The following is a 22568-nucleotide window of genomic DNA, read 5'->3' as shown; positions in this document are numbered from 1 at the left end:
TTACCAACCATTTCCCGCACTTTGCACAAAATGCCGTTAGTCGCCGCCCCCCGCGATGGATTAAAGTAACGCCCCCAGCCCTGGCGCATTTTCGAACGTCCTCGGCCACCCTTTTGCAGGAACAGTCATCGATGGAACATCGTGAAGCGCTGCTCGCGCTGCGAACCTTTCTTTCAACGCAGATTCTCGGCCAGGAAAAACTCATCGAGCGCTTGCTCATCGCCCTGCTCGCCGACGGCCACATGCTGGTCGAGGGCGCTCCCGGCCTGGCCAAGACCAAGGCCATCAAAGAACTCGCCGAAGGCATCGAGGCTCAGTTCCACCGCATTCAGTTCACTCCCGACCTGTTGCCGGCCGACATTACCGGTACGGAAATCTATCGCCCGGAAACCGGCAGCTTCGTGTTCCAGCAAGGTCCGATCTTCCACAACCTGGTGTTGGCGGACGAAATCAACCGCGCTCCGGCCAAGGTTCAGTCGGCCTTGCTCGAGGCCATGGGCGAGCGGCAAGTCAGTGTCGGGCGCAGCACCTATGAGCTGTCGCCGCTGTTCCTGGTGATGGCCACGCAAAACCCCATCGAGCAGGAAGGTACCTACCCGCTGCCCGAAGCCCAGCTTGACCGGTTCCTGATGCACGTGAAAATCGGCTTTCCCGATGCCACTGTCGAGCGCCGGATTCTGCAGCAAGCCCGTGGAGAAGCCCTGAACGGCGAAGCGAAGCCTGAGCGTCGGGTTACCCAACAGACGATTTTTGCCGCACGCAAGGAAATCCTCGGTTTGTACATGGCCGACGCCGTGGAGGAGTACCTGGTGCAACTGGTCATGGCCACCCGCACCCCGGCCAAGTTCGATCCGGAAATGGCCGAGTGGATCGCCTACGGCGCCAGCCCGCGCGGTTCGATTGCCCTGGACCGCTGCGCCCGGGCCCACGCCTGGCTGGCCGGGCGTGATTTCGTCAGCCCGGAAGATATCCAGGCCGTGCTGTTCGACGTGTTGYGCCATCGCATCATTCTTTCCTTTGAAGCCGAAGCCGCTGGCATCGATCAGGACCGGGTGGTCCAGCGGATTCTCGACGTCGTAGCCGTCGCTTGACCCCGATGAACGCCAGCCTGCCGCCCGAGCCGGGCATTCGTGTCAGCCTCGCCGACCTGATCGAGATGCGCCATCGCGTGCGTGAAGTGCAGCTGTTTTCCACGCCGAGCCAGCGCAGCCCGCTGATCGGCCTGCACCATTCCAAATTGCGCGGGCGTGGCGTCGACTTCGATCAGGTGCGGGTCTATCAGGCCGGCGACGATGTGCGCACCATTGACTGGCGCGTGACCGCCCGTACCCAGGAACCCCACACCAAGCTGTTCCACGAAGAACGTGAGCGGCCGATTTTCATCATGGTCGAGCAAAGCCGCCGGCTGTTTTTCGGCTCGGGCCTGATGTTCAAGTCGGTACTCGCCGCCCAGGCCGCGAGCCTGATCGGGTGGGCAGCCCTGGGGCACAACGACCGGGTCGGCGGCCTGGTGTATGGCGACAATGTGCATTACGAAATCAAGCCCCGGCGCAGCAAGCAAAGCCTGCTGCAATTGCTCAACCGGCTGGTGCGGGTCAACCAGTCGCTGAGCACCGAAGGCGAGCCGGACCGCGACGCCTTCGGCATTGCCTTGCGCCGCGCACGGGAGGTGTCACGTCCGGGCAGCCTTGTCATTGTGATTTGCGATGAACGCGCGCTATCGGAAAGCGCCGAGCAACAGCTGAGCCTGTTATCGCGCCATTGCGACCTGTTGCTGCTGCCGGTGTCCGATCCGCTGGATCATGCCCTGCCCGCCGCCGGCCTTTTACGTTTCGCCGAACGTGGAGCGCAACTGGAGCTCGACACGCTGAATTTCGACCTGCGCCAGGTTTACCGGGCCCAGGCCGAATTGCGCATCGCGCGCTGGGAGCTGCTCGCGCAGAAACTACGGGTGCTGATGATGCCTTTGAGTACTCAGAGCGAGATGGTCGAGCAATTGCGCGAATACCTGAACCCACAGAAACCGGGGAAAGGTCGATGAGCAGCCTTGATCAACTGCAACCGCTGATATCCCCGCCACCGGTGGAATTCTGGCCTCCGGCACCGGGTTGGTGGTTGCTGCTTTTATTGGTGCCACTGATCGGATTGGGCCTGTGGAAGCTGCGTCGCTTTATTCCTGTCAAGCGCCCCGTGGTACGCGCCGAGCAGCCGCTTGACCCGGTGCGCCTTGCCGCCCTGGCGGAGCTGGCGCTGATGCCCAAACCCTACGACGGTGCGCCAGCCGGTGCCTGGCTGCAGCAACTCAACGGCTTGCTCAAACGCCTGTGCCGCAACCATTACCCCTACAGCCAGAGCCATACCCTCAACGGCCGCAAATGGCTGGCGTTCCTCGACAACCGCTGCCCGGCGGCCGGCCTGACCCGCTGGATGGTGCTGGTCGAAGGCGCGTACAAACCCGAATGCAAACTCGACGACAAGGCCATTGCCGGCCTGACCCAGGCCGTTGATACGTGGATTCGCAAACATGTTTGAGTTCGCCTGGCCGTGGATTTTTGCCCTTTTGCCACTGCCGTGGCTGATGCGCATCGTATTGCCGGTGGCCGACAGTGGCGAACCGGCGCTCAAGGTCAGCTTCCTCAGCGATCTCGAAGGCCTCGCCGGGCGTCGCGCCCGGGCCAACCTGCCGGCATGGCGCCAGCAGGCACCGTTCATGCTGCTATGGCTGTTGCTGCTGGTCGCGGCGGCGCGCCCGCAGTGGCTCGGCGAACCCTTGCCGATTGCCGCCAGCGGCCGCGATCTGCTGGTGGCAGTGGACGTTTCCGGCTCCATGGATTTCCCTGACATGCAGTGGCAGGACGAAGAGGTGAGCCGACTGTCGTTGGTCCAGCACCTGCTCGGCGATTTCCTCGAACGCCGCGAAGGTGACCGTGTCGGCCTGATTCTGTTTGGCAGCCGGGCCTATCTGCAGGCACCGCTGACATTCGACCGGCACACCGTGCGAGTCTGGCTCGACGAAGCGCGCATCGGCATTGCGGGCAAAAACACCGCCATCGGCGATGCTATCGGTTTGGCCCTCAAACGCCTGCGTCTGCGTCCGGCAACCAGCCGCGTGCTGATTCTGGTGACCGACGGCGCCAACAATGCTGGTGAAATCGGCCCACTCACCGCTGCGCGGCTGGCGGCCAAAGAAGGTGTGAAAATCTACCCGATCGGTATCGGTGCCGAACCGGAACAAAGTGGCACGGTCGGCTTTCTCGGCGTCAATCCGAGCCTGGACCTTGACGAACCATCCCTCAAGGCCATCGCCGAGGCCACGGGTGGCCAGTACTTCCGCGCTCGCGACGGCAAGGAACTGCAGGCAATCAAGGACACCCTCGACCAACTGGAGCCCGTGGCCCAGCAACCCACCCAGGCCCGCCCGGCTCAAGCGTTGTATCACTGGCCACTGGCCCTGGCGCTGTGGTTGAGCATGCTGCTGGTGGCTCCTGTACTCTGGCCGGACAACCCGTTGCAACGCCTGTTTACCAAGGATCTGTTTTTGCAAACGCAATTGCTGCCTGATTGGCGCCAGCGTCTCAAGCGCCTGCGCCTGCGGAGGCGTCGATGAGTGTGCTGTGGCCTTACTGGTTCCGCCCCTGGTGGCTACTGTTGCTGCCGGTGCTTGGCTGGTTGCTCTGGCAACTCTGGCACCGCAAGAAGCGCGCCGGGCGCTGGCAGATGATCCTGCCGCCGGCCTTTCATGCGGCACTGCTCAGCGGTGGCAGTGGACGTGACAGTAAATTGCCCTGGATCGCCCTTGGTCTCGCGTGGCTGTTGACCGTGCTCGCCCTGTTGGGCCCGGGTTGGGAGCGCGTCGAGCAAACCAGCCAGAAACCCGCCGATCCGCTGGTGGTAATTCTCGAGCTGACCCCGGAAATGCTCGCCACCGACGTCATGCCCAACCGACTCGAACAGGCACGACGCAAGTTGTTCGATCTGCTGCAGATTCGCAGCGACGCGCAAACCGCCATTGTCGTCTACGCCGGCAGTGCCCACACACTGGTACCGCTGTCAGATGATCTTTCCACCAGCCGCAATCTGTTGGATGCGCTAAAACCGTCGTTGATGCCTGAAGCCGGTCATCGCGCCGACCTGGCGGTGCTCAAGGCCCTGGCACTGCTCGAACAAGCGGCTCTGGGCAACGGCCGGATTCTGCTGATTGGTTCGTCCCTGACCGACCAGGAGCGGCTGGGCATCCGTCGCGCGCTGAACGGCAAATCGACTCAATTTCTGATGCTCGGCATCGGCACCGCCGAAGGCTCGCCCATTACCCAGGAAGACGGCAGTTTCCTCAAGGATGAACAGGGCGCCATTCTCGTGCCACGCCTCGACGAGCCTGGCTTGAAAAGCTTTGTCTACGACCTGGATGGACGTTATCGCCAGGCGCGCCTTGACGATAGCGACCTGCACGCCCTTGGCCTGCTCGACGGTCCACGCAACTTGCGCAACGACGGTCAGACCTTGCGCCTGGACACCTGGGCCGATCAGGGTTATTGGCTGCTGCTGCCACTGTTGCTGCTCGCGGCCTGCGCGGGACGTCGCGGTTGGCTGCTGTGTCTACCGCTGCTTTTGGCACTGCCTCAACCGAGCTACGCCTTCGATCTCGCAGACATTTGGCTGCGTCCTGATCAACAAGGCGCCCATTTACTCAAACAGAAGCGCCCGGCCGAAGCCGCCCGGCGTTTCGACGATCATCAGTGGCAAGGCGTGGCGCTTTATGAAGCCGGTGACTACGCGGGCGCCGCCGAGCGGTTCGCTGAAGGCAACGATGCCCACGCCCACTACAATCGAGGCAATGCCCTGGCCAAAAGAGGTGAGCTGGAGGCTGCGCTGGATGCTTACGAACAGGCACTGGAACGTCAACCGGATTTGCGCCCGGCACTGACCAACAAGGCGCTGGTGGAAGAGTTGCTCAAGCAGAAAAACAATGCGTCCGCTGCGACGCCGGACAAATCCGCAAGCGACGAACCCCAGCCCAATGAACAACAGACGCCGCCCGGTGCCACGTCGCATCTTTCGGACAGCGGCGAGTCGCAAGCGCAAGAACCGCACACCAGCGCCGACACAGAACAATCGCCAACGTCGCCGCCCAGACCCGGAACCAACGAAGTGCCAGGCAGCGAGTTGGGTGACGAACAACACACGACGCCGCCCTTGCGCCCGGCCACCGACAGCATCGAAGGCGAACAGCGCCAGGCACTGGAGCAGTGGCTGCGGCAGATCCCGGATGACCCCGGTGAACTGCTCAGGCGCAAATTCTGGTACGAACAGCAACAACATCAGGATCAGGAAGAAACTCGATGACCCGCTTCACCGTTTTATTGCTCGCGCTGCTGCATGGCCTGTTGTTTTGCACTGTTCAGGCACAGGCAGCAGAGCTGGTCGCCAGTGTTGATCGCAGTCGCCTGAGCTCAGGCGAGACGGTCGAGCTGACCCTGGAATCCACCGATGTAACGCAGTTCGGCAAACCCGACCTGGCAGCGCTGGAGCCACTGTTCGAAGTGCGCGGCACACGCCAGGTCAACCAGTTGAACACCCTGAGCGGTGAAAACCGGGCCACCACCCGCTGGATCGTCACCCTCCTGCCCCGGCAAAATGGCAGCGTGGTGATTCCGCCACTGCAACTGGGCGAACTGCAGAGCCAGCCGATCACCCTGCAAGTAGTCGAAAGCGACACGCCGGACAACCCGGACAAACGGGCTCCGGTGTTCATCGATGCCAGCCTCGATCAAACCAGTGTGTACGTACAGGCCCAGGTGATCCTGACCTTGCGCATCTACCATTCGGTGTCGCTGTACGACGACAGCAGCCTGCCGCCGTTGCAGATACCCGATGCACGCATCGAACAATTGGGCGACTCACGCACCTACGAAAAAGACATCGATGGCCAGCGCCATGGCGTGATCGAAATGCGTTATGCGATCTACCCTCAGCACAGCGGCGAACTGATCATTCCGGCACAGGTGTTCAACGCAGCACTGGTCGATGCGCAACCGGCACAGGACGCGGCCCAAATGCCGAAATCCGGCAAGCAAATGCGCGTCACCTCGGCCGAACTGCTGTTGACGGTCAAGGCCAAACCCATCACCTATCCGGCCGATGTCCCCTGGCTGCCYGCACGCAGCCTGAGCCTGAGCGAAAGCTGGAGCCCGGAGCCGGATCACACACAGGTCGGCGATTCTCTGACCCGCAGCCTGACAGTGACGGCCGAAGGCTTGTCCAGCACCCAACTGCCACCGCTGCCCGGCACTGATGTCGGCGGCCTGCGCCGCTACCCGGATCAACCGGTGCTCGGCAACCAGAACAGCGAGCGCGGCCTGGTCGGCAGTCGTGAAGACCGGGAAGCCCTGGTGCCGACACGGACCGGCGCCATCGAGTTGCCCACCGTCGACGTGGTCTGGTGGAACACCTTCGAAGACCATCTGGAACACAGCAGCCTGCCTGCCCGCACGCTGCACGTGGCGGCCAACCCGAGCCTGGTGCTCGACACCCAGGCCGGCATCTCACCGGTCGATGCCGGTGCCGACAGCGAAGCACTCTGGCGCTGGAAGCTCAGCACCTTGATTCTGGCCTGCACCACCCTGCTCGGCTTCGGCCTCTGGTGGCGTGGCCGCTGGCAACCGGCGGTGACGCGTGCCGCTCAAACCGGCCCGAGCCCGCGCACCGTGCTTGATGACCTCAAGCGCGCCTGTCAGGCCAATGATTCCCACGCCACCCGCCAGGCCCTCGACGCCTGGGCCCGGCAACAACCGGAAACCCTGGCCGACATGGCCGCCCGCTTCGTGCCACTGTCCAACGCCCTCGACGGCCTGAACGGCGCGCTGTACAGCGAAACCGGCCAGTACTGGCAAGGTGACGAGTTGTGGCGGGCGATCAAGGCGATTCCGATGGCCGAACGGGTGCAGGATCCGGTTGGTGACAGTGGGTTGCCGCCGCTTTATCCCAAATAACTCACCCTTGAGACAAAGAGCACAACCTGTGGGAGCGAGCTTGCTCGCGAATGCGGTGTGTCAGACACATCATTGTTGAATGGGCTAACGCTTTCGCGAGCAAGCTCGCTCCCACAATTAATCGGGTATTGCCTTAAGATCGGGGCTGCCACAGGTTGAGTGCCTGACCACCTCGGGAGCGTTTGCCAGTAAACTCTCCCCCTTTCGCCGCCTTCATTTTTCACGCGGCCATTACCTATTTTGTAGCGGAGTCCGCCTTGCGCTTGTTTCACACCTCCGACTGGCACCTCGGGCAGAACCTGCATGGCCAGGATCGCGATTTCGAACATGGCTGCTTTCTTGACTGGCTGTTGCGCCAGCTGAAACTGGATCAGCCGGATGTGCTGTTGATCGCCGGCGATATCTTCGACACGGTCAACCCGCCGGTCAAAGCCCAGGAGCGGCTCTACGACTTCATCGTCAGCGCCCACGAGCAGCAGCCGTCGCTGACCATCGTGATGATTGCCGGCAACCATGATTCCGGCTCACGGATCGAACTGCCCGCGCCATTGATGCGGCGCTTGCGCACCCATGCGCTCGGTCGTGTGCTGTGGCTGGATGACGGGCAGCTGGATGCCGAGCGCCTGTTGCTGCCGTTGCCTGACGCCAGTGGTGAAGTCACCGCCTGGTGCCTGGCGCTGCCGTTCCTGCGCCCGGCGGAAGTCACCGGCGCGCATTTGGGCGACAACTATCTGCGCGGGATCGGCCAGGTTCACGAATGGCTGATCGAAGCGGCCAACGCCAAGCGCACGCCAGGCCAGGCACTGATCGCCATCAGCCACGCGCACATGGCCGGCGGCTCGGTGTCGGAAGACTCCGAGCGCAGCCTGATCATCGGCAATGCCGAAGCCCTGCCTGCCAGCCTGTTCGGGCCGAGCATCAGCTACGTGGCCCTCGGTCACCTGCACAAGCCGCAGAAGGTCAACGGCGAGGAACGCATCCGCTACAGCGGCTCGCCGATTCCGCTGTCGTTCTCCGAGATCAGCTATCAGCACCAGATTCTCGACATCAAACTCGACGGCGAAACCCTGGTCAGCGTCGAGCCGAAACTGATTCCCCGCGCGGTCAACCTGCAACGCATCGGCCCGGCGCCATTGAGCGAGATCCTGCTGCAACTGGCGGACCTGCCGAACATCGACCTGCTGGCCGACATTCAGCGACAACCGTGGCTGGAAGTACGCGTACGCCTCGATGAACCGCAGCCCGACCTGCGTAATCAAGTGGAAACCGCCCTGCAAGGCAAGGCCGTGCGCCTGGTGCGCATTGCCGCTGAATACGCCGGGAATGGCAGCAGTGGCGGCACGGATGAAGGCAACACACTGATCGAACTGGATCAGCTCACGCCCCAGGAACTGTTCAGCCGCGCCTGGCAGGACAACTACGGCAGCGAGGTCGACGAGCAGACCCTCAAGGACTTTGCCGAGCTATTGCAAGACGTGCAGATGGAGAGCGAACAACCATGAAGATTCTCGCGATCCGCCTGAAAAACCTCGCCTCGCTGGCCGGGCCGTTTGAAATCGACTTTACCGCCGAACCCCTGGCCAGTGCCGGACTGTTCGCCATCACCGGCCCCACTGGCGCCGGTAAAAGTACCCTGCTCGATGCTTTGTGCCTGGCGTTGTTTGGCGCTGTACCCCGCCTGAACAACACCGGCCGCGACGCCAAGGTGCCGGATGCCGACGGCGAAATCGCTACCGGCGACCCACGGACTTTGCTGCGCCGCGGCACCGGCGAAGGCTATGCCGAGGTGGATTTCGTCGGAGTCGATGGCCGCCGCTATCGCGCACGCTGGGAAGCCAATCGCGCCCGGGAAAAGGCCGGTGGCAAACTGCAAGCCAGCCGCCAGAGCCTGCGCGACATCGATCAGGATCAATTACTGGCCAGCCAGAAAGGCGAATACAAGGCTCAGCTCGAAGCCGCGCTGGGGCTGAATTTCGAACAATTCACCCGCGCCGTGCTGTTGGCGCAAAGCGAGTTCAGTGCCTTCCTCAAGGCCGATGACAACGACCGCAGCGAACTGCTGGAAAAACTCACCGACACGGCGCTCTACACCCGCCTCGGCCGTCGGGCCTTCGACAAGACCAAGGAAGCTCGCGAGGCGCACAAGCTGCTGCAGGACCAGGCCAGCGGAGTGACACCGCTGTCACCCGAAGCCCGTACGGAACTGGATCAGCGCTTCAGCGAAGCGCAGCAGCAACTCAAGACCCAACAGGCGCAACTCAAACAGCTTGAACTGCAGGACACCTGGCTCAAGAACTTGCATCGATTGCAGGACGAGCATCTGGCCGCCAGCGAACAACTGCAATCGGCACAGGCCCACTGGGAAGGCTTGGCCAGTGAGCGCTTGAGATTCACCCGTCTCGAACAGCTTGCCCCGCAACGACATCAGTTCGCCCGTAAAGCCGAAGTCGATGCGCTGCTGACACCGTTGGCGACGCAAATTGCCTTGCATACGCAGCAACATGGCGAACTCGGCGAGCGCCAGACGCAGCTTGAGCAACAGCTCAGCGCCGCCCGGATCGCCTTGAGCGCAACGCAACAGCGGCAAGCCGACAGCGCACCGTTGCTGCGTCAGGCCTTCGAAGCGCAAAGCACCCTCGCCCGCCTGGCCAAGGACGCTGCCCTCAGCGCCGAAGCCAGGCAACAGGCGGAACAGGCCTGCACTCAGGGCCAGAGCACGATTCAGACCTTGCTCGATCAGCAAGCCCGTGGCGCTGGTGACTTACAGCGCATCGCCACCGAACTGGAACAAAGCATTCATCTGGCACCGTTGAGCGATGCCTGGAATGCCTACCGCGATCGCCTGCAGCAGTTGATGTTGATCGGCAACCGGTTGAATCAGGGCCAGGCCGAACTGGCGAACCTTGAACAAAACGCCGCGAGCACCGATCTAGCGCTCACCGCGCAAAGGCAGCAACTGGAGGTACTGTTCAAGGAGGCCGGCGCCGAACCGGATGCCGTCGCCGAGCAGATCGGCATTCTGGGCAGCCTGTTGCAGGACAACCGCAAACAACTGCGCGCCGTCGAAGACCTTGCGCGCTTGTGGGCCAGCCAGCAGGAGCTGGACAAGCGCGGCGCCGAGCTGCAACAACGCCAGTTCACCGCGCAGCAGGAACGTGAACGCCTGACCCAGGACGGGGTAAAGACCAAGGCTGAACTGAGTGTTGCCGAGCAAACCCTTAACGTCACCCGCGAACTGCTGGAGCGTCAACGCCTGGCGCGCAGTGCCAGTGTCGAAGAGCTGCGCGCGCAGTTGCAGGATGACCAGCCATGCCCGGTCTGCGGCAGCAACGAGCATCCGTATCATCAGCCTGAAGCGCTGCTGCAAAGCCTCGGCCGCTTCGATGAAAGCGAACAGGCCAACGCCCAGAAGGCTGTCGACCTGCTCAAGGAAAAACTCACTGACTTGCGCGCCGAAGTCGGTGGGCTGATCGCCCAGCAAAAGGAACTGCTGCAACAGCAGGAACAACTGGCGACCCAGCAGCAAGCCCTCGCGCCAAGCCTGGACGCTCATCCGCTGGTTACCCAACTGCTGAATCAGGATGCCGACAAGCGCGACGCCTGGCTTAACCAGCAAAACAGTCAGCTCAACCAGAGCATCAGCCAGGACGAGCAACGGCAGAGCGCCCTGCTCACCCTGCAACAGGATGCCGCGCGCCTGACCCAGCAACTGCGCCATGCCGAAACCGCGCACCAGCAAGCAGCCCAGCACCTGAGCAATCAACAGCGCGAACTGGGCAACGACCACCAGCGCCTGGACGAAGAACTCAGCGCATTCGCCAGCCTGCTGCCCGCCGAGACCCTGCAGGCGCTACGCGTCGAGCCGGCCGCGACCTTCCTGCAGCTCGACCGGCAGATCGCCGAGCGCCTGGCGCAACTCGATCAACAAAAGGAAGAACTGGTCGAACAGCAACAGCGCCAGCAAAACCTGGAGAAGGAGCAGGATCGCCAGCACAGCCGCGTGCAGCAATTGCACGCCGCCGAACAGCAGTTCACCGGGCTGGCCGAACAGCAACAGGCTAGCCGGCACACACTCGGACAACTACTCGGCGAACACACCAGCGCCGAGCATTGGCAGCAGCAACTGGAACAGGCCGTGGAACAGGCACGCAGCGCCGAAACCGGCACCGCGCAGACGCTGCAAAGCGTCCTCACGCAGTCAGTGCAAATCGCCGCCGAGCTCAAGGCCCAGCAAGAGCGCTTGCGCGCACTGGAAGGCGAAGAGCATGAACTCGCCGGAAAAATCGGCGACTGGCGTGCCCGCCATCCCGAACTGGATGACGGCGGCCTCGAAGACCTGTTGCGGGTTGACGACACCCAGGTCAGTGAACTGCGCCAGCGCTTGCAGCACAGCGAAAAAGCCATTGAACAGGCCCGCGTCCTGGTGCAGGAACGCGACAAGCGCCTGCTCGATCATCAAGCGCAACACAACGGCAACCTCGACGCCGGGCAATTGGCCGCCGCGCTGGCCGATCTGCAAACCCTGGCTGCCACCAGCGAGCAACACTGCGCCGAACTGCGCGCCGAGCAGGCCGAGGACCAGCGCCGGCAAAACGCCAACCAGGCCCTGGCGCAGCAGATTGCCGATGCCTACAACGAGTACCAACGCTGGGCGCGCCTGAATGCGTTGATCGGCTCGGCCACCGGCGACACTTTCCGCAAGATCGCCCAGGCCTACAACCTCGACCTTTTGGTGCACCACGCCAACGTGCAATTGCGCCAACTGGTGCGTCGCTATCGCCTCAAGCGCGGCGGCAGCATGCTCGGGTTGCTGGTGATGGACACCGAAATGGGCGACGAACTGCGCTCGGTGCATTCGCTGTCCGGTGGCGAGACCTTCCTGGTCTCGCTGGCGCTGGCCCTCGGTTTGGCGTCGATGGCGTCGAGCACGTTGAAAATCGAGTCGCTGTTCATCGACGAAGGCTTCGGCAGCCTCGATCCGGAATCCCTGCAACTGGCCATGGACGCCCTCGACGGCCTGCAGGCCCAGGGCCGCAAGGTCGCGGTGATTTCCCACGTTCAGGAAATGCATGAACGGATTCCGGTGCAGATCCAGGTCCGCCGCCAGGGCAACGGCCTGAGCACCCTGGAGGTGAAATGAACACGCTGTATTCCTTCCGCCGCTGCCCATACGCCATGCGCGCGCGTATGGCCCTGCGTTACTCGGGAGTGGCCGTGGACATCGTCGAAGTCAGCCTGAAGGCCAAGCCCGCCGAAATGCTCGCACTGTCGGGCAAAGGCACGGTGCCGGTACTGAGTGCCGATGGCCGGGTGATCGACGAAAGCCTCGACATCATGCGCTGGGCCCTGGCGCAGAACGATCCGCAGGACTGGTTGCTCAAGAACGATCCTGCCGCAGCGGCGCAAATCGCCAGCCTGATCGAACAGAACGATCAGGTGTTCAAGGTGCACTTGAATCGCTACAAGTACGCCGAGCGTTATCCCGAGCAGCCGATGGAGGTTTATCGCGCCGAAGGCGAGGTGTTTTTGCAAAGGCTGRATGAGTTGCTGGAGGGACACGACTACTTGCTGGCCGACCATCCAAGCCTGGCCGATGTGGCGCTGATGCCCTTCGTACGGCAGTTCGCCCACGTCGACCGCGAATGGTTTGCGCAGACACCGTATCGGCGGTTGCAGGATTGGTTGCAGCGGTTTCTGGCGTCGGAACTGTTTACTGGCGTGATGAAAAAGTAAACGCGCCCCCTCGCCACAAAAGCCCTTCATCGACAGCAGGCTTCAGGCCAACACCTCACACATCCCGATCACCGAGCAATCGACCTGGAACGGCCCGAAAGCCACCCCTTCAGTCCTGATAGGTGGATTGCCGGCCAGCATTCCCTGGGCCTTGGCGTTTTCGATGTTGCGAGCGATGTTGTGATTGGCTTCGATGGCCCGTGCCACCGAGCCCGCCGAGCCCTGCCCGATCCCCAGCAAGGAGGATCCGTTGGTCATCAACGCGAGGAAGGCGATGACCCAAAGTCTGTGCCCTTTCATGCGCCGGCGACTCCTGCGAGTTCAGCCTGATCAACGCTCGCGTTTTGCGCACGGTGTTCAAACTGGATGCCGGGATGAGCGACCTGGATCGGTGCTTCGAAGGTGGATTGCGACTGGGCGCAAAGGCTGACCACCAACGCCATGGCAAGGTAAAGACCGATCGCCACATAGGCGCCGTGTTTGGCAGAAGTGAGAATTGCGCTGGCCATGATGTTCTCCGCAGGCATGTTTCAATGCCCACAGAATCGATCAAAAAAGCCTGGGTAACCACTCAGGGTTATCCATAGTGACCATCAACTTCATTGATCATTAAGCCAGACTATTTCAGTCTGCAATAAAATCTATCAAGCGTTCGCGGGCAGCATCCGGCTCACCCTGAACAGGGCCAGCCGCCGACAAAATGGGGGTTGAATAGAGGAAAAGAACAACCAATGCCAGACGCATCACCATGCTGCCGATCCTTGCCGTGAGGAGGAGTCAGAAAATCAGCGTCAATTTAAACGTATGGCGATGTGACATCAAGCGCGACATTAATGGCAAACTGATACTGTCGCAAATGCGTTATGCAGGAGCGACATCACTCTGATCGTTTTCGACACTTGGCTTTGAACACCACGGTCTTCGATCATCAGTGACTTCGCTCCTGCATAAAGGCAGGGGTGAACGTTCAGGCTTGGGTTTTGTGGTCCAGCGCGGCATAGAAGTTGGCGCTCTGTTGCAGGTATTTCTGGGTGTAACTCTGGGTGTGGGCTTTTTTGTCGCTGATTTCAACGTTGGCACTGGCTGGCAGCGCAACGGTGGCAGAAATGGCGGAAGCGGCGATGACAGAGAAGATGTTGAAGTTCATGGCGGTATTCCTCGGATTCAGTTGGCTTGCTTGCCCGGTGGGGCCGTGAAGCAAACTTAACCCTCGAGGGTTCATGCCTTGAAATGCTTTGTAGCATTACCAGATATCAGCGTCATTAATAAGAGCAGGCAGGCCCCACAAACCGGGGCCTGCGGCTTATTGACGCAGCAAAAACCTGAGGTCGCTCGGGGCGTCCATCGGCAGTTTTTGCACGGTCTTGCCCAGCAGACCGGTCCTGGCGTCGCGTTCGACGACGACAATCTGGTTGCTCTTCTGGTTGGCGATCAACAGGAATTTGCCGCTCGGATCGAGGCTGAATTCCCGCGGATGATCGCCTTCCACCGCCCGGCGTTGCAGCTCACTGAGGTGGCCGGTCGCCGGATCGATGGCAAACACCAGCAGTTGATTGGCCGTGCCACGGTTGCTGACGTAGAGGAACTTGCCGTCGGCTGAGGCATGCAACGCCGCCGCGGCCTTGTCTGAAACCGGTTGCCCGGCAGCCAGATCGACCATCTGCGTCTGCTCAAGTGTGCCGTCGTGGTAATCGAACACCGCCACCTGCGCGCTCATTTCCATGGTCAGCCAGGCGTGTTTGCCATCGGCGCTGAACAGCAAGTGACGCGGCCCGCTGCCCGGCGGTAACTGCACGAATGCCGGGGTGGCCGGGGTCAACGGCAGTTCCGGGTTGGCCTTGGGGTCGAAGCGGTAGGCAAACACCTTATCCGCCCCCAGGTCGTTGGCGAACACATACTTGCCGTCAGGCGACGGTATCGTCGAATGCACGTGGGCCGACATTTGCCGTTCAGGATTGACCCGGCTTGCCGGGTGGCTGCTCATCTGCACCACCGGTTTGAGCTTGCCATCGGCCGCCACCGGCACCACCGCGAGGGTGCCCCCCGGGTCTTCGGCCACCGAATAGTTGCTGACAAACAAATGGCTGCCATCGGCACTGAAGCTGGAATGGGTCGGCTCGTTGCCCAGGCTTTGCACCTGACTGATCAGGCTCAGCGCGTGGGTCTTGGGATCAATGGCGTAACTGCTGACGCGCCCGACCGGATCGGTCTGGCCCGGGCCGTTTTCATTGACCACGAACAGGTATCGTCGGTCCTTCGACAGGGTCAGCCACGACGGGTTTTCGCTTTTGATCACTTGCAGGGGTCTGGTATCGATCTGCCCGGTGGCGCTGTCGAAAGCCAGGCGATAGATCCCCTGGCTTTGACCGGCGGTGTAGGAGCCCACGAGCAGTTGATAGTCGTCGGCGGATGCAGCCTGGACGCTCATCGCGCCGATGCTGCCGGCCATCAACAGTGGCCAGAGATTACGCATCGTCCTGGTCATCATCTTCGTTGTCGCCGCTGACGACATCACCCAGGCACACCAAACGGTGTTCACCCGAATCACCGGTGATCAACCAGCTTTGCAGCGAGTTGTCGAAGGTCGCGGCCTGGATCTGCGCCGGGGTGAACTCCCAGTGTTTGGCCGCACGGCCATCCATGCATTCAATGTGCAGGTTGTCGAACTCGTCGAGGGCGAATTCGAAGGCATGCAGCCCGTCGATTTCCACCATTCCGCAGTGTTCGAGGGCATTGAGCAAGGTATCGGTAGGGGCAGTCATGGCAATCAGTCTTTGAATGAGAAAAACGCAATGATAGCTCATCGAACCCCATTTCCCTCGGTTGGAATGACCAACCTGTGGGAGCGGGCTTGCTCGCGAAAGCGATTTGTCAGTCAACATCAATGTTGAATGCACAACCGTATTCGCGAGCAAGCCCGCTCCCACATTTGATCTACGCCCGCCTCAAGCTTGCGCCGTGCCTGCTATCATGCGCGACACCTCATCGCACAGGTCCGCGCCGCTCCCCATGGATTACCGCAAACCCTCCGACCGCAAAAGCATGCACTCGCGCATCGTCCAGGAGCTGGGCATGCAGATCGTCTCGGGACGTTTTCTACCGGACGACAAACTGCCCGCCGAAGTGCTGTTGTGCGAAGAATATGCGGTCAGCCGGCCGGTGCTGCGCGAAGCCACCCGAGTATTGGTTGCCAAGGGCCTGGTGTATTCCCGCCCGCGAGTCGGGACTGTGGTCAAGCCGCGCAAGGACTGGCACATGCTCGATCCGGACGTGCTGCACTGGCTGATGCAGAGCAGTCCGCAGAACCAGTTTTTCGACCTGCTTACCAGTGTGCGCAGCATCATCGAACCGGCCGCTGCCGCCCTCGCCGCGCAATTCGCCACGGAGGCAGACATTGCCTCAATCGGTGAGGCCTACCAACGCATGGAAGCCGCGCCGACACCGGAGGCGCTGTTGCAGCCGGACCTGGACTTCCACAGTCGCATCGCCGACGCCACGCACAACGACTTGCTGGCCAACCTGTGCAACATGCTCTCGGTGGCCATTGCCGAAGCCTTGAAGCATTCGAACCAGCGACCGAACCTGCATGAACTGGCGCTGCCCAGGCACAAGGCAATCCTGACCGCCATCGAAAACCGCGATGCCCTGGGTGCAAGGCATGCAACGCTGGTGCAACTCGATGACGCGCGCAGTGCGTTGAATCTAGTGCTGGGCAGCGATCCTGCCTGATCACCGTCCCCTTGCAGGAGCGAGCTTGCTCGCGATAAACCGGAGAGCACCGCGGGGCACCTGCCAACCAGCGTTTTCGTTGACGACCATCGCGAGCAAGCTCGCTCCTACAGGGGACTGGTGCGAATTTGGGATATAAAAAAAGGCCGCAACCTTGAGGTTGCGGCTTTTTCATTCCAGCATCGATCAGTGGGCGAACAGCGAGTTGCCCTTCTGCCCCGCCAGTTTCTCCGGCTTGATCAGGAACCGCGCCAGTGCCGGCAACAGCCACAGCGCACCGAACATGTTCCACAACAGCATGAAGGTCAGCATCAGCCCCATGTCAGCCTGGAACTTGATGGCTGAGAAGATCCAGGTGCACACGCCGATGGCCAGGCACAGACCGGTGAACAGCACGGCCTTACCGGTGGACTTCAGCGTCTGGTAGTACGCCTCTTGCAGGGGCAAGCCGGCACGCAGGAAGCTTTCCAGACGGCTGTAGATGTAGATGCCGTAGTCCACGCCAATCCCCACCCCGAGCGCCACGACCGGCAGGGTCGCCACTTTCACGCCAATGCCCATGAAGGCCATCAGGGCGTTGCCGAGTACCGAGGTCAGCACCAGAGGCAGCACGATGCACAAGGTCGCCGCCCACGAGCGGAAGGTGATCATGCACATGACCGCGACGCAGATGTACACCAGGACCAGGATGGTCAGCTCGGACTTCTTGATCACCTCGTTGGTGGCCGCCTCGATCCCGGCGTTACCGGCAGCCAGGATGAACTCCAGGCCTTCCTTGTTGTTTTCCTTGGCGAACTCCTGCACCGCATGCACCGCACGATCCAGGGTCTCGGCCTTGTGATCGTTGAGGAACACCAGCACCGGCGCCAGGGAGCAGCTGTTGTTGTACAGACCGTCGGCGCGGGCGATGGAGTTGTTCAGCACATCAGGGTTACGCGACAGGGTTTCCCATTTCAGGTTGCCTTCGTTCATGCCCTTGATCATTTGCTTGGACACGGTCACCAGGGAAATCGCCGACTGCACGCCCTCGGTGTTCTGCATCTTCCACATCAGCTCGTCGATCGGCGCCATGGCTTCGTAGCGCGAGCAGCCTTCAGACTTGGTCTTGACCATCACCACCAACACATCGGAACTGGTCGAGTAGTTGTTGATGATGAAGTTGTTGTCCTTGTTGTAGCGCGAGTCCGGACGCAGTTCCGGAGCACCCTGGTCGAGGTCGCCGATTTTCAGGTTCTGGCTGTACCAGAGGCCGCCACCAAAGGCGATCAGCGCCAGCAGAATGGAAACCGGTGCGACTTTGGCGCTGGCGAAATTCGCCAGCAGGCGCCAGAACGGATGTTCACGGGTTGCGTCTTTCTTGCTGCGGGCCACGGCACGCTTGCTGATGCCGACATAGGAAATCGCCACCGGCAACAGGATCAGGTTGGTGAACACGATCACTGCCACACCGATGGACGCGCCAATGGCCAGCTCACGGATCACGCCGATATCGATGATCAGCAGCGTGATGAAACCCACGGCATCAGCGAGGATTGCGATCATCCCCGGCAGGAACAATTGACGGAACGTGCGACGCGCCGCCGTCAGGGCGTTGTCCGCTTCACTCGATTGCAAGGCGATCCCGTTGATCTTCTGCACGCCGTGGGAAATACCGATGGCGAAGATCAGGAACGGCACCAGCATCGAATAAGGATCGAGCCCGAAGCCGAAGAAATGCATCAACCCCAGTTGCCAGACCACCGCCACCAGCGTCGTGCTCAATACGGCGACGGTACTGCGCAGGCAGTTGGTGAACCACAGCAAGAGGATCAGGGTGATGACGAAGGCGATGCCGAAGAACATCACCACCATCACCAGGCCATCGATCAGGTCACCGACTTTCTTGGCGAAACCGACGATGTGGATTTTCACGTTGGGGTTCTGGGCTTCGAACTTGGTGCGGATCTTGTCTTCAAGTTCGTGGGAGAACTGGCGATAGTCCAGCGCCAGCAGCTTGCCCTGGTCCTGCGGGTCCGGGTAGGACTCCAGCAACGGAATGTCGACGATGCTCGACTTGAAGTCGTTGGACACCAACCGCCCGACCTGACCGGACTTGAGCACGTTGTTGCGCAGCAAATCGAGGCTGGCCTGGGAGCCGTTGTAACTTTGCGGAATCACTTCACCGCCGGCGAAGCCCTCTTCCGTCACTTCGGTCCAGCGTACGCTCGGGCTCCACAGCGACTTGAGGCCGGAACGGTCAACACCGGAGATGTAGAACACTTCGTCGTTGATCTGACGCAGGGTCTCCATGTACTCCTTGGAGAAGATGTCGCCATCGGTGGCTTCCACCGAGATCCGCACCGTGTTGCCCAGGTTCGCCAGATCGTTGCGGTGCTCCATCATCTTCTGGATGAAGGGATGCTCCAGCGGGATCATTTTTTCGAAGCTGGTGGACGGACGGATCAGCGTCGCCTGCCAGAACAGGAAAATGCTGACCAGCAGGCAGATCGTAATCACTGCCGGGCGGTTGTTGAAGATCAGGCGCTCGAGGAACGTCGCCTTGTCCTGGTGATGAGTACTCAAGGAAGTCATAGCTCCGCCTTCTTATTATTAACCCGGCTCATTTGCCCGACTCAGTGCCGTTTGGCGAGGTGACGCGAACGCCGCCCTGCCCGGCCAGAACCAGATTGCCATTGCCTGCCGCAGTCACTGCCGAGACCGAAATACGGTCTGGACGGTTGACCACCTTGAAGGTTTCGCCATTGTCGCTGCTGCGAATCACCGAACCGCCGTTGCCGACGATCACGATGGAACCATCGTCGAGCAGCGTGCCGCCGGACAGCCCGAATTCCAGAGTGCCACGTTCAGCCTTGAGCTCGACTTGCTCCCAGGTGCTGCCGAAATCCGTGGAACGGTAAAGGTTGCCACGCAGTCCGTAGGCGAGCAGCGTATTGGGCTGCGCCGTGCCGATCACGCCAAACAGCGAGCCTTCGTACGGACCTTCGAGCTTCTCCCAGGTCTGGCCCCAATCAGCGGAGCGGAACATGCTGCCCTGCTCGCCGACGATGAACAGCCCGGCGTCCTTGACCGCGGCGATCGCGTTCAGGTGGTACTGGTCTTCGTTGTCCAGGCGGTCGCTGGCGTCTTCCCAATGCTTGCCACCGTCGGTGGTTTCCATCAGCGAGCCGTAGGCGCCCACGGCAAAGCCGCTGTCGACGTCCTTGAACCAGACATCGAGCAGCGGCGATTCGCGTTTCAGATCTTCGAATTGCCTGGTCCAGGTGACGCCGCCGTCCTCGCTGGCGAGGATCTGCGCGTCGTGGCCGACGGCCCAGCCGTGCTTGTCATCGACAAAGAACACCGACGTCAGCAATGCCCGGGTCGGAACCTTGGCCTGGGTCCAGGTGGCGCCCTGGTCATCGGAATACAGGATGTGCCCACGATCCCCGACCGCCACCAGGCGCTTGCCGGCGTGGACGACATCGAGCATCAGGCTTTTGGCAGCCTTGGCGGATTCAATGGAATAAACAACGTCGGATGCTGGCGCTGCCGCAGCCAGCGCAGGCGCCGACAGCATGGCAGAGCCCAACAGCGAGAGCGCTGTGGCCAGCAACGCGAATTTGCGTAGTGCCGGCGGGCGGCAGATACCCACACCCATGACAGGCTCACTCATAAACCTTCCCCCATTATTATTGTTAGGTCGTTCAACCTTTCTGGGCGCCTCAAGGGTGCGTGTCTGGACCGGCTGTTTCAGAGCATAGTCCTGAAACCCGCAATCCAGAGCCCCTTCGGAAGCTGGCTTATCCTATCGGTGTTTTTTAATGTCTGACAATCGACGCCACGTTATCTTTTGTTAACCGGGGGGGATGCGGCCCGGGTGAATGGTCGGGTATTGCGCAGGGTGATCGAGTTGTCTATGCACGGCCTATGCCCGTGTTTGGCTTGTTCATGCAGCCAGGCGAATTGTAACCATGAGCGTTTTTTGTCAGAACCCGACTTGACGCCCCCCTTATGGTGGCGCGCATTGACTCCCCATGGACGGCAAGAAATGCCTAAACCCCCAAACGGCGCAAGCGGCCCCCCATGCAGCAGCCGTCTCGCAAACAGCGACCACCCAATAGACCCCACACCCATTGCACAAGCGGTGAAACTCGTTCACCAGGGACAAGCGGATTTTGTGCCGTGCACGCAATCAGCGAAAAAAAAGCCGGGGCGTGATTCATCTGCGGCGGGACCCAAGCCGCCCGGGGGTGGCAGCAAGAATAGAATCGCCGCAATGAAGGCCCAAAAGCAGCAACGCATTGCAGAGCTAACGCAGAGTTTCGAGACGTACCTGGGGCAACAGACGCAAATACAAAAGCGCGTTGATACCGCGTACAACCTCGTGCGGGCAACAAAAGACGATTCGTCATTCCCTGAACAGATACGGGCGAGGTACAGGCAAGGCTACGCCGAGAAACTGGATGCTCAAAGCGAAAGCTATGTCACGTTACTCGCCGAGACCAAGGAATTGATTACTTTGGGGGGTGATGCTACTCAACTACAGTGCAACCTGCTGGCAAATCTGGTCAACAATGCTCGCGCGAAAATCGACATAGCGGGCCTGGATCTCGAAGCCGCTAAGTGCAAGTACACCCACTCCAATAGTAATGCGGCGCAGCTCGCTACAGCCCTGCTAACCGAAGGTACTGTCGTAGTGGATGGTTTTTTGGAATACATGGGCGAGAGCTGCAAAAGCTACGAAACGGTGCTCAAGCTCCATACGGAGGTGGGGAGCCGGCTTCTCCAACTTCAAGGGATGTCGCACCAGGGGGTCGAGGCCTTGGAGCGATTGACCAGCAACAGGCCCGAAAATGAAGCTAACGTGCTGAGTACCATGGTCTGCCAACTGGTCACCTTGCGCTTCCTCAGCGCCAAGGAGCCTTGCAGCGACACGTCAGCAGCACTGCAAGACGTTATGGAGCCTCTGCTGTTGGTGTCCACGTCCCATATTGAGCTTCAAGCCTCAAAGCACTATAAAAGCGACGATCGTATTGCCGTACTGGATAACCTGGTCAAACACTACGACACAGCAATGGTCGGGCTCACCAGTATTGAAATCTTAAGATCCGATGAATTGCAGCCGGACCGGTTCGCCCATATGTGTAAAATCGTTGGAGAATTGCGCAACAAGGCCGAGAGCCGTCTGGCTGATGAACTGAAGAGCCGGGCGGACGCTGAAACGCCGTCCCCGACATCGAAAGCGGAACTTCCCGCCACATCGCCCTCCCGCAAGCGGGTCATCCACACTGTCAAAGGCACATTGATCGGAGAGGTTCGGGCTCGAGTTGCCAATCAGGGCACAGACATTGTCGACGTCAGAAGCCCTTTCGAAGACCAGCCACTGGCCTCGTTCCGCGAACATAAACCGAATGACTGGGTAGAAATCGTCGAAGCGAGAAAAACCGCACCGAAAGCGCGCGTCACTCCCTACCCGCAGCTCAAGGGCGATGCTCGAAAAGCGTTGGCAAAAATCGATGAACTGATGCAGAAATTCGAGGGCTACGCACGAGGGACGAGCCATCCAAAGGGAATCGAAGAGAGCTTGCAGAACACGGCAAAGAATCTGATCGACTATGCGGACCGCCTGAAAGACCATGAAAACGCACCGTCAAACTCGCAGACGGATGCCGACCTCGTCAAATACCTACGGGTCAGGGCGCAAACAATCAACGACAAGGCAACGCAGCTGCGCATCCAAATGTCCCTGGCCCAAGCCCCTACCAGCGAAGCCGTGGAGTATCTGTTGAGTCGCAACGAAATTCATCTGCAAATAGTCGGCGAGCGCAAACAACTGAAAACCGGACGCCAGGACTTTTTGCAGGAATACGTCCTGTTGAACCGTGACAAACGGCCCTTGTGGTATGCACACTTTCATTACAAAGCATCAAATGATGCCAAGGACAATTACACCGCGGCCAGCCTGAAAATCAACGAACAGCGCTTCGAAACGTATGACTCGGTACTGGCCAAGGCACAAAACCCTCACCAGAAAATAGACATCTATCGCGGCCACATCGACAAGGAACTGGCCACGAAGTTTTTCTCGCTGCCGTAACCTGCACGCCGCGCAGTGACTGGCACTGCGCGGCAGCAGGA

General features: G+C 60.7%; 19 protein-coding genes. 11 read left to right on the top strand and 8 right to left on the bottom strand.

All coding sequences use genetic code 11. From position 1 onward, the window contains the following. Nucleotides 1-131 precede the first annotated feature (131 nt). The 9 genes from AB4Z35_RS08020 to AB4Z35_RS07980 all read left to right on the top strand — a co-directional run bounded on the left by AB4Z35_RS08020 (nt 132) and on the right by AB4Z35_RS07980 (nt 12722). A complete protein-coding gene (locus AB4Z35_RS08020; protein ID WP_442096581.1) occupies nt 132-1091 on the top strand; it encodes an AAA family ATPase in 960 nt (319 codons plus the stop codon). 5 nt (nt 1092-1096) lie between these two features. After that, nucleotides 1097-2041, top strand: a complete 945-nt coding sequence (locus AB4Z35_RS08015; RefSeq protein ID WP_442096580.1) for a DUF58 domain-containing protein — start codon at nt 1097-1099, stop codon at nt 2039-2041. Beyond that, the gene (locus AB4Z35_RS08010; protein ID WP_007994507.1) at nt 2038-2532 is read left to right on the top strand and encodes a DUF4381 domain-containing protein; all 495 of its coding nucleotides are present in this window, start codon (nt 2038-2040) and stop codon (nt 2530-2532) included. Before AB4Z35_RS08015 ends, AB4Z35_RS08010 begins: the two co-directional genes overlap by 4 nt. Then, nucleotides 2525-3607, top strand: coding sequence for a vWA domain-containing protein (locus AB4Z35_RS08005; protein ID WP_007994506.1), 1083 nt, complete (start codon nt 2525-2527; stop codon nt 3605-3607). The genes AB4Z35_RS08010 and AB4Z35_RS08005 overlap by 8 nt, the downstream gene beginning before the upstream one ends. Beyond that, on the top strand, nt 3604-5343 hold the full coding sequence (locus AB4Z35_RS08000) for a VWA domain-containing protein (protein ID WP_442096579.1): 1740 nt from the start codon (nt 3604-3606) through the stop codon (nt 5341-5343). The genes AB4Z35_RS08005 and AB4Z35_RS08000 overlap by 4 nt, the downstream gene beginning before the upstream one ends. After that, complete coding sequence (locus AB4Z35_RS07995) at nt 5340-6989, top strand: BatD family protein (RefSeq protein WP_442096578.1); 1650 nt, start codon at nt 5340-5342, stop codon at nt 6987-6989. Before AB4Z35_RS08000 ends, AB4Z35_RS07995 begins: the two co-directional genes overlap by 4 nt. 257 nt (nt 6990-7246) lie before the next feature. Next, nucleotides 7247-8491, top strand: coding sequence for an exonuclease SbcCD subunit D C-terminal domain-containing protein (locus AB4Z35_RS07990; RefSeq protein ID WP_442096577.1), 1245 nt, complete (start codon nt 7247-7249; stop codon nt 8489-8491). Beyond that, on the top strand, nt 8488-12129 hold the full coding sequence (locus AB4Z35_RS07985) for an AAA family ATPase (protein WP_442096576.1): 3642 nt from the start codon (nt 8488-8490) through the stop codon (nt 12127-12129). Before AB4Z35_RS07990 ends, AB4Z35_RS07985 begins: the two co-directional genes overlap by 4 nt. Further along, complete coding sequence (locus tag AB4Z35_RS07980) at nt 12126-12722, top strand: glutathione S-transferase (protein WP_442096575.1); 597 nt, start codon at nt 12126-12128, stop codon at nt 12720-12722. Before AB4Z35_RS07985 ends, AB4Z35_RS07980 begins: the two co-directional genes overlap by 4 nt. 42 nt (nt 12723-12764) lie before the next feature. On the opposite strand, the gene AB4Z35_RS07975 is transcribed toward AB4Z35_RS07980, so the two are convergent. The 6 genes from AB4Z35_RS07975 to AB4Z35_RS07950 all read right to left on the bottom strand — a co-directional run bounded on the left by AB4Z35_RS07975 (nt 12765) and on the right by AB4Z35_RS07950 (nt 15526). Next, on the bottom strand, nt 12765-13022 hold the full coding sequence (locus AB4Z35_RS07975; protein ID WP_442096574.1) for a hypothetical protein: 258 nt from the start codon (nt 13020-13022) through the stop codon (nt 12765-12767). After that, nucleotides 13019-13231 carry a hypothetical protein gene (locus AB4Z35_RS07970; protein WP_442096573.1) on the bottom strand — a complete coding sequence of 71 codons (213 nt, stop codon included), beginning with the start codon at nt 13229-13231 and terminating at the stop codon, nt 13019-13021. The genes AB4Z35_RS07975 and AB4Z35_RS07970 overlap by 4 nt, the downstream gene beginning before the upstream one ends. 115 nt (nt 13232-13346) lie before the next feature. Then, a complete protein-coding gene (locus AB4Z35_RS07965; RefSeq protein WP_442096572.1) occupies nt 13347-13472 on the bottom strand; it encodes a hypothetical protein in 126 nt (41 codons plus the stop codon). Between the two features lie 217 nt (nt 13473-13689). Then, nucleotides 13690-13869, bottom strand: a complete 180-nt coding sequence (locus AB4Z35_RS07960) for a hypothetical protein (protein ID WP_007979950.1) — start codon at nt 13867-13869, stop codon at nt 13690-13692. Nucleotides 13870-14025: 156 nt separating this feature from the next. Continuing rightward, nucleotides 14026-15195 carry a lactonase family protein gene (locus AB4Z35_RS07955; protein ID WP_442096571.1) on the bottom strand — a complete coding sequence of 390 codons (1170 nt, stop codon included), beginning with the start codon at nt 15193-15195 and terminating at the stop codon, nt 14026-14028. Continuing rightward, entirely contained in the window at nt 15188-15526 is a 339-nt protein-coding gene (locus AB4Z35_RS07950) for a DUF5629 family protein (protein WP_007996351.1), read from the bottom strand. Before AB4Z35_RS07950 ends, AB4Z35_RS07955 begins: the two co-directional genes overlap by 8 nt. 205 nt (nt 15527-15731) lie before the next feature. On the opposite strand from AB4Z35_RS07950, the gene AB4Z35_RS07945 reads away from it, so the two are divergent. Next, on the top strand, nt 15732-16451 hold the full coding sequence (locus tag AB4Z35_RS07945) for a FadR/GntR family transcriptional regulator (protein WP_442096570.1): 720 nt from the start codon (nt 15732-15734) through the stop codon (nt 16449-16451). Between the two features lie 186 nt (nt 16452-16637). Here AB4Z35_RS07945 and AB4Z35_RS07940 read toward each other — a convergent pair whose 3' ends face one another. After that, nucleotides 16638-19022 (bottom strand): efflux RND transporter permease subunit, encoded by a 2385-nt coding sequence (locus AB4Z35_RS07940; protein WP_442096569.1) that lies wholly within the window; start codon nt 19020-19022, stop codon nt 16638-16640. A 28-nt stretch (nt 19023-19050) separates the two neighbouring features. Next, nucleotides 19051-20103 (bottom strand): WD40/YVTN/BNR-like repeat-containing protein, encoded by a 1053-nt coding sequence (locus AB4Z35_RS07935; protein ID WP_442096568.1) that lies wholly within the window; start codon nt 20101-20103, stop codon nt 19051-19053. A gap of 375 nt (nt 20104-20478) precedes the next feature. On the opposite strand from AB4Z35_RS07935, the gene AB4Z35_RS07930 reads away from it, so the two are divergent. Continuing rightward, the gene (locus AB4Z35_RS07930; RefSeq protein ID WP_442096567.1) at nt 20479-22527 is read left to right on the top strand and encodes a hypothetical protein; all 2049 of its coding nucleotides are present in this window, start codon (nt 20479-20481) and stop codon (nt 22525-22527) included. Nucleotides 22528-22568 lie beyond the last annotated feature (41 nt).

The organism is Pseudomonas sp. KB_15 (genome assembly GCF_052114525.1).
Lineage (GTDB): Bacteria > Pseudomonadota > Gammaproteobacteria > Pseudomonadales > Pseudomonadaceae > Aquipseudomonas.
This window is presented reverse-complemented; position numbering and strand designations above follow the sequence as displayed.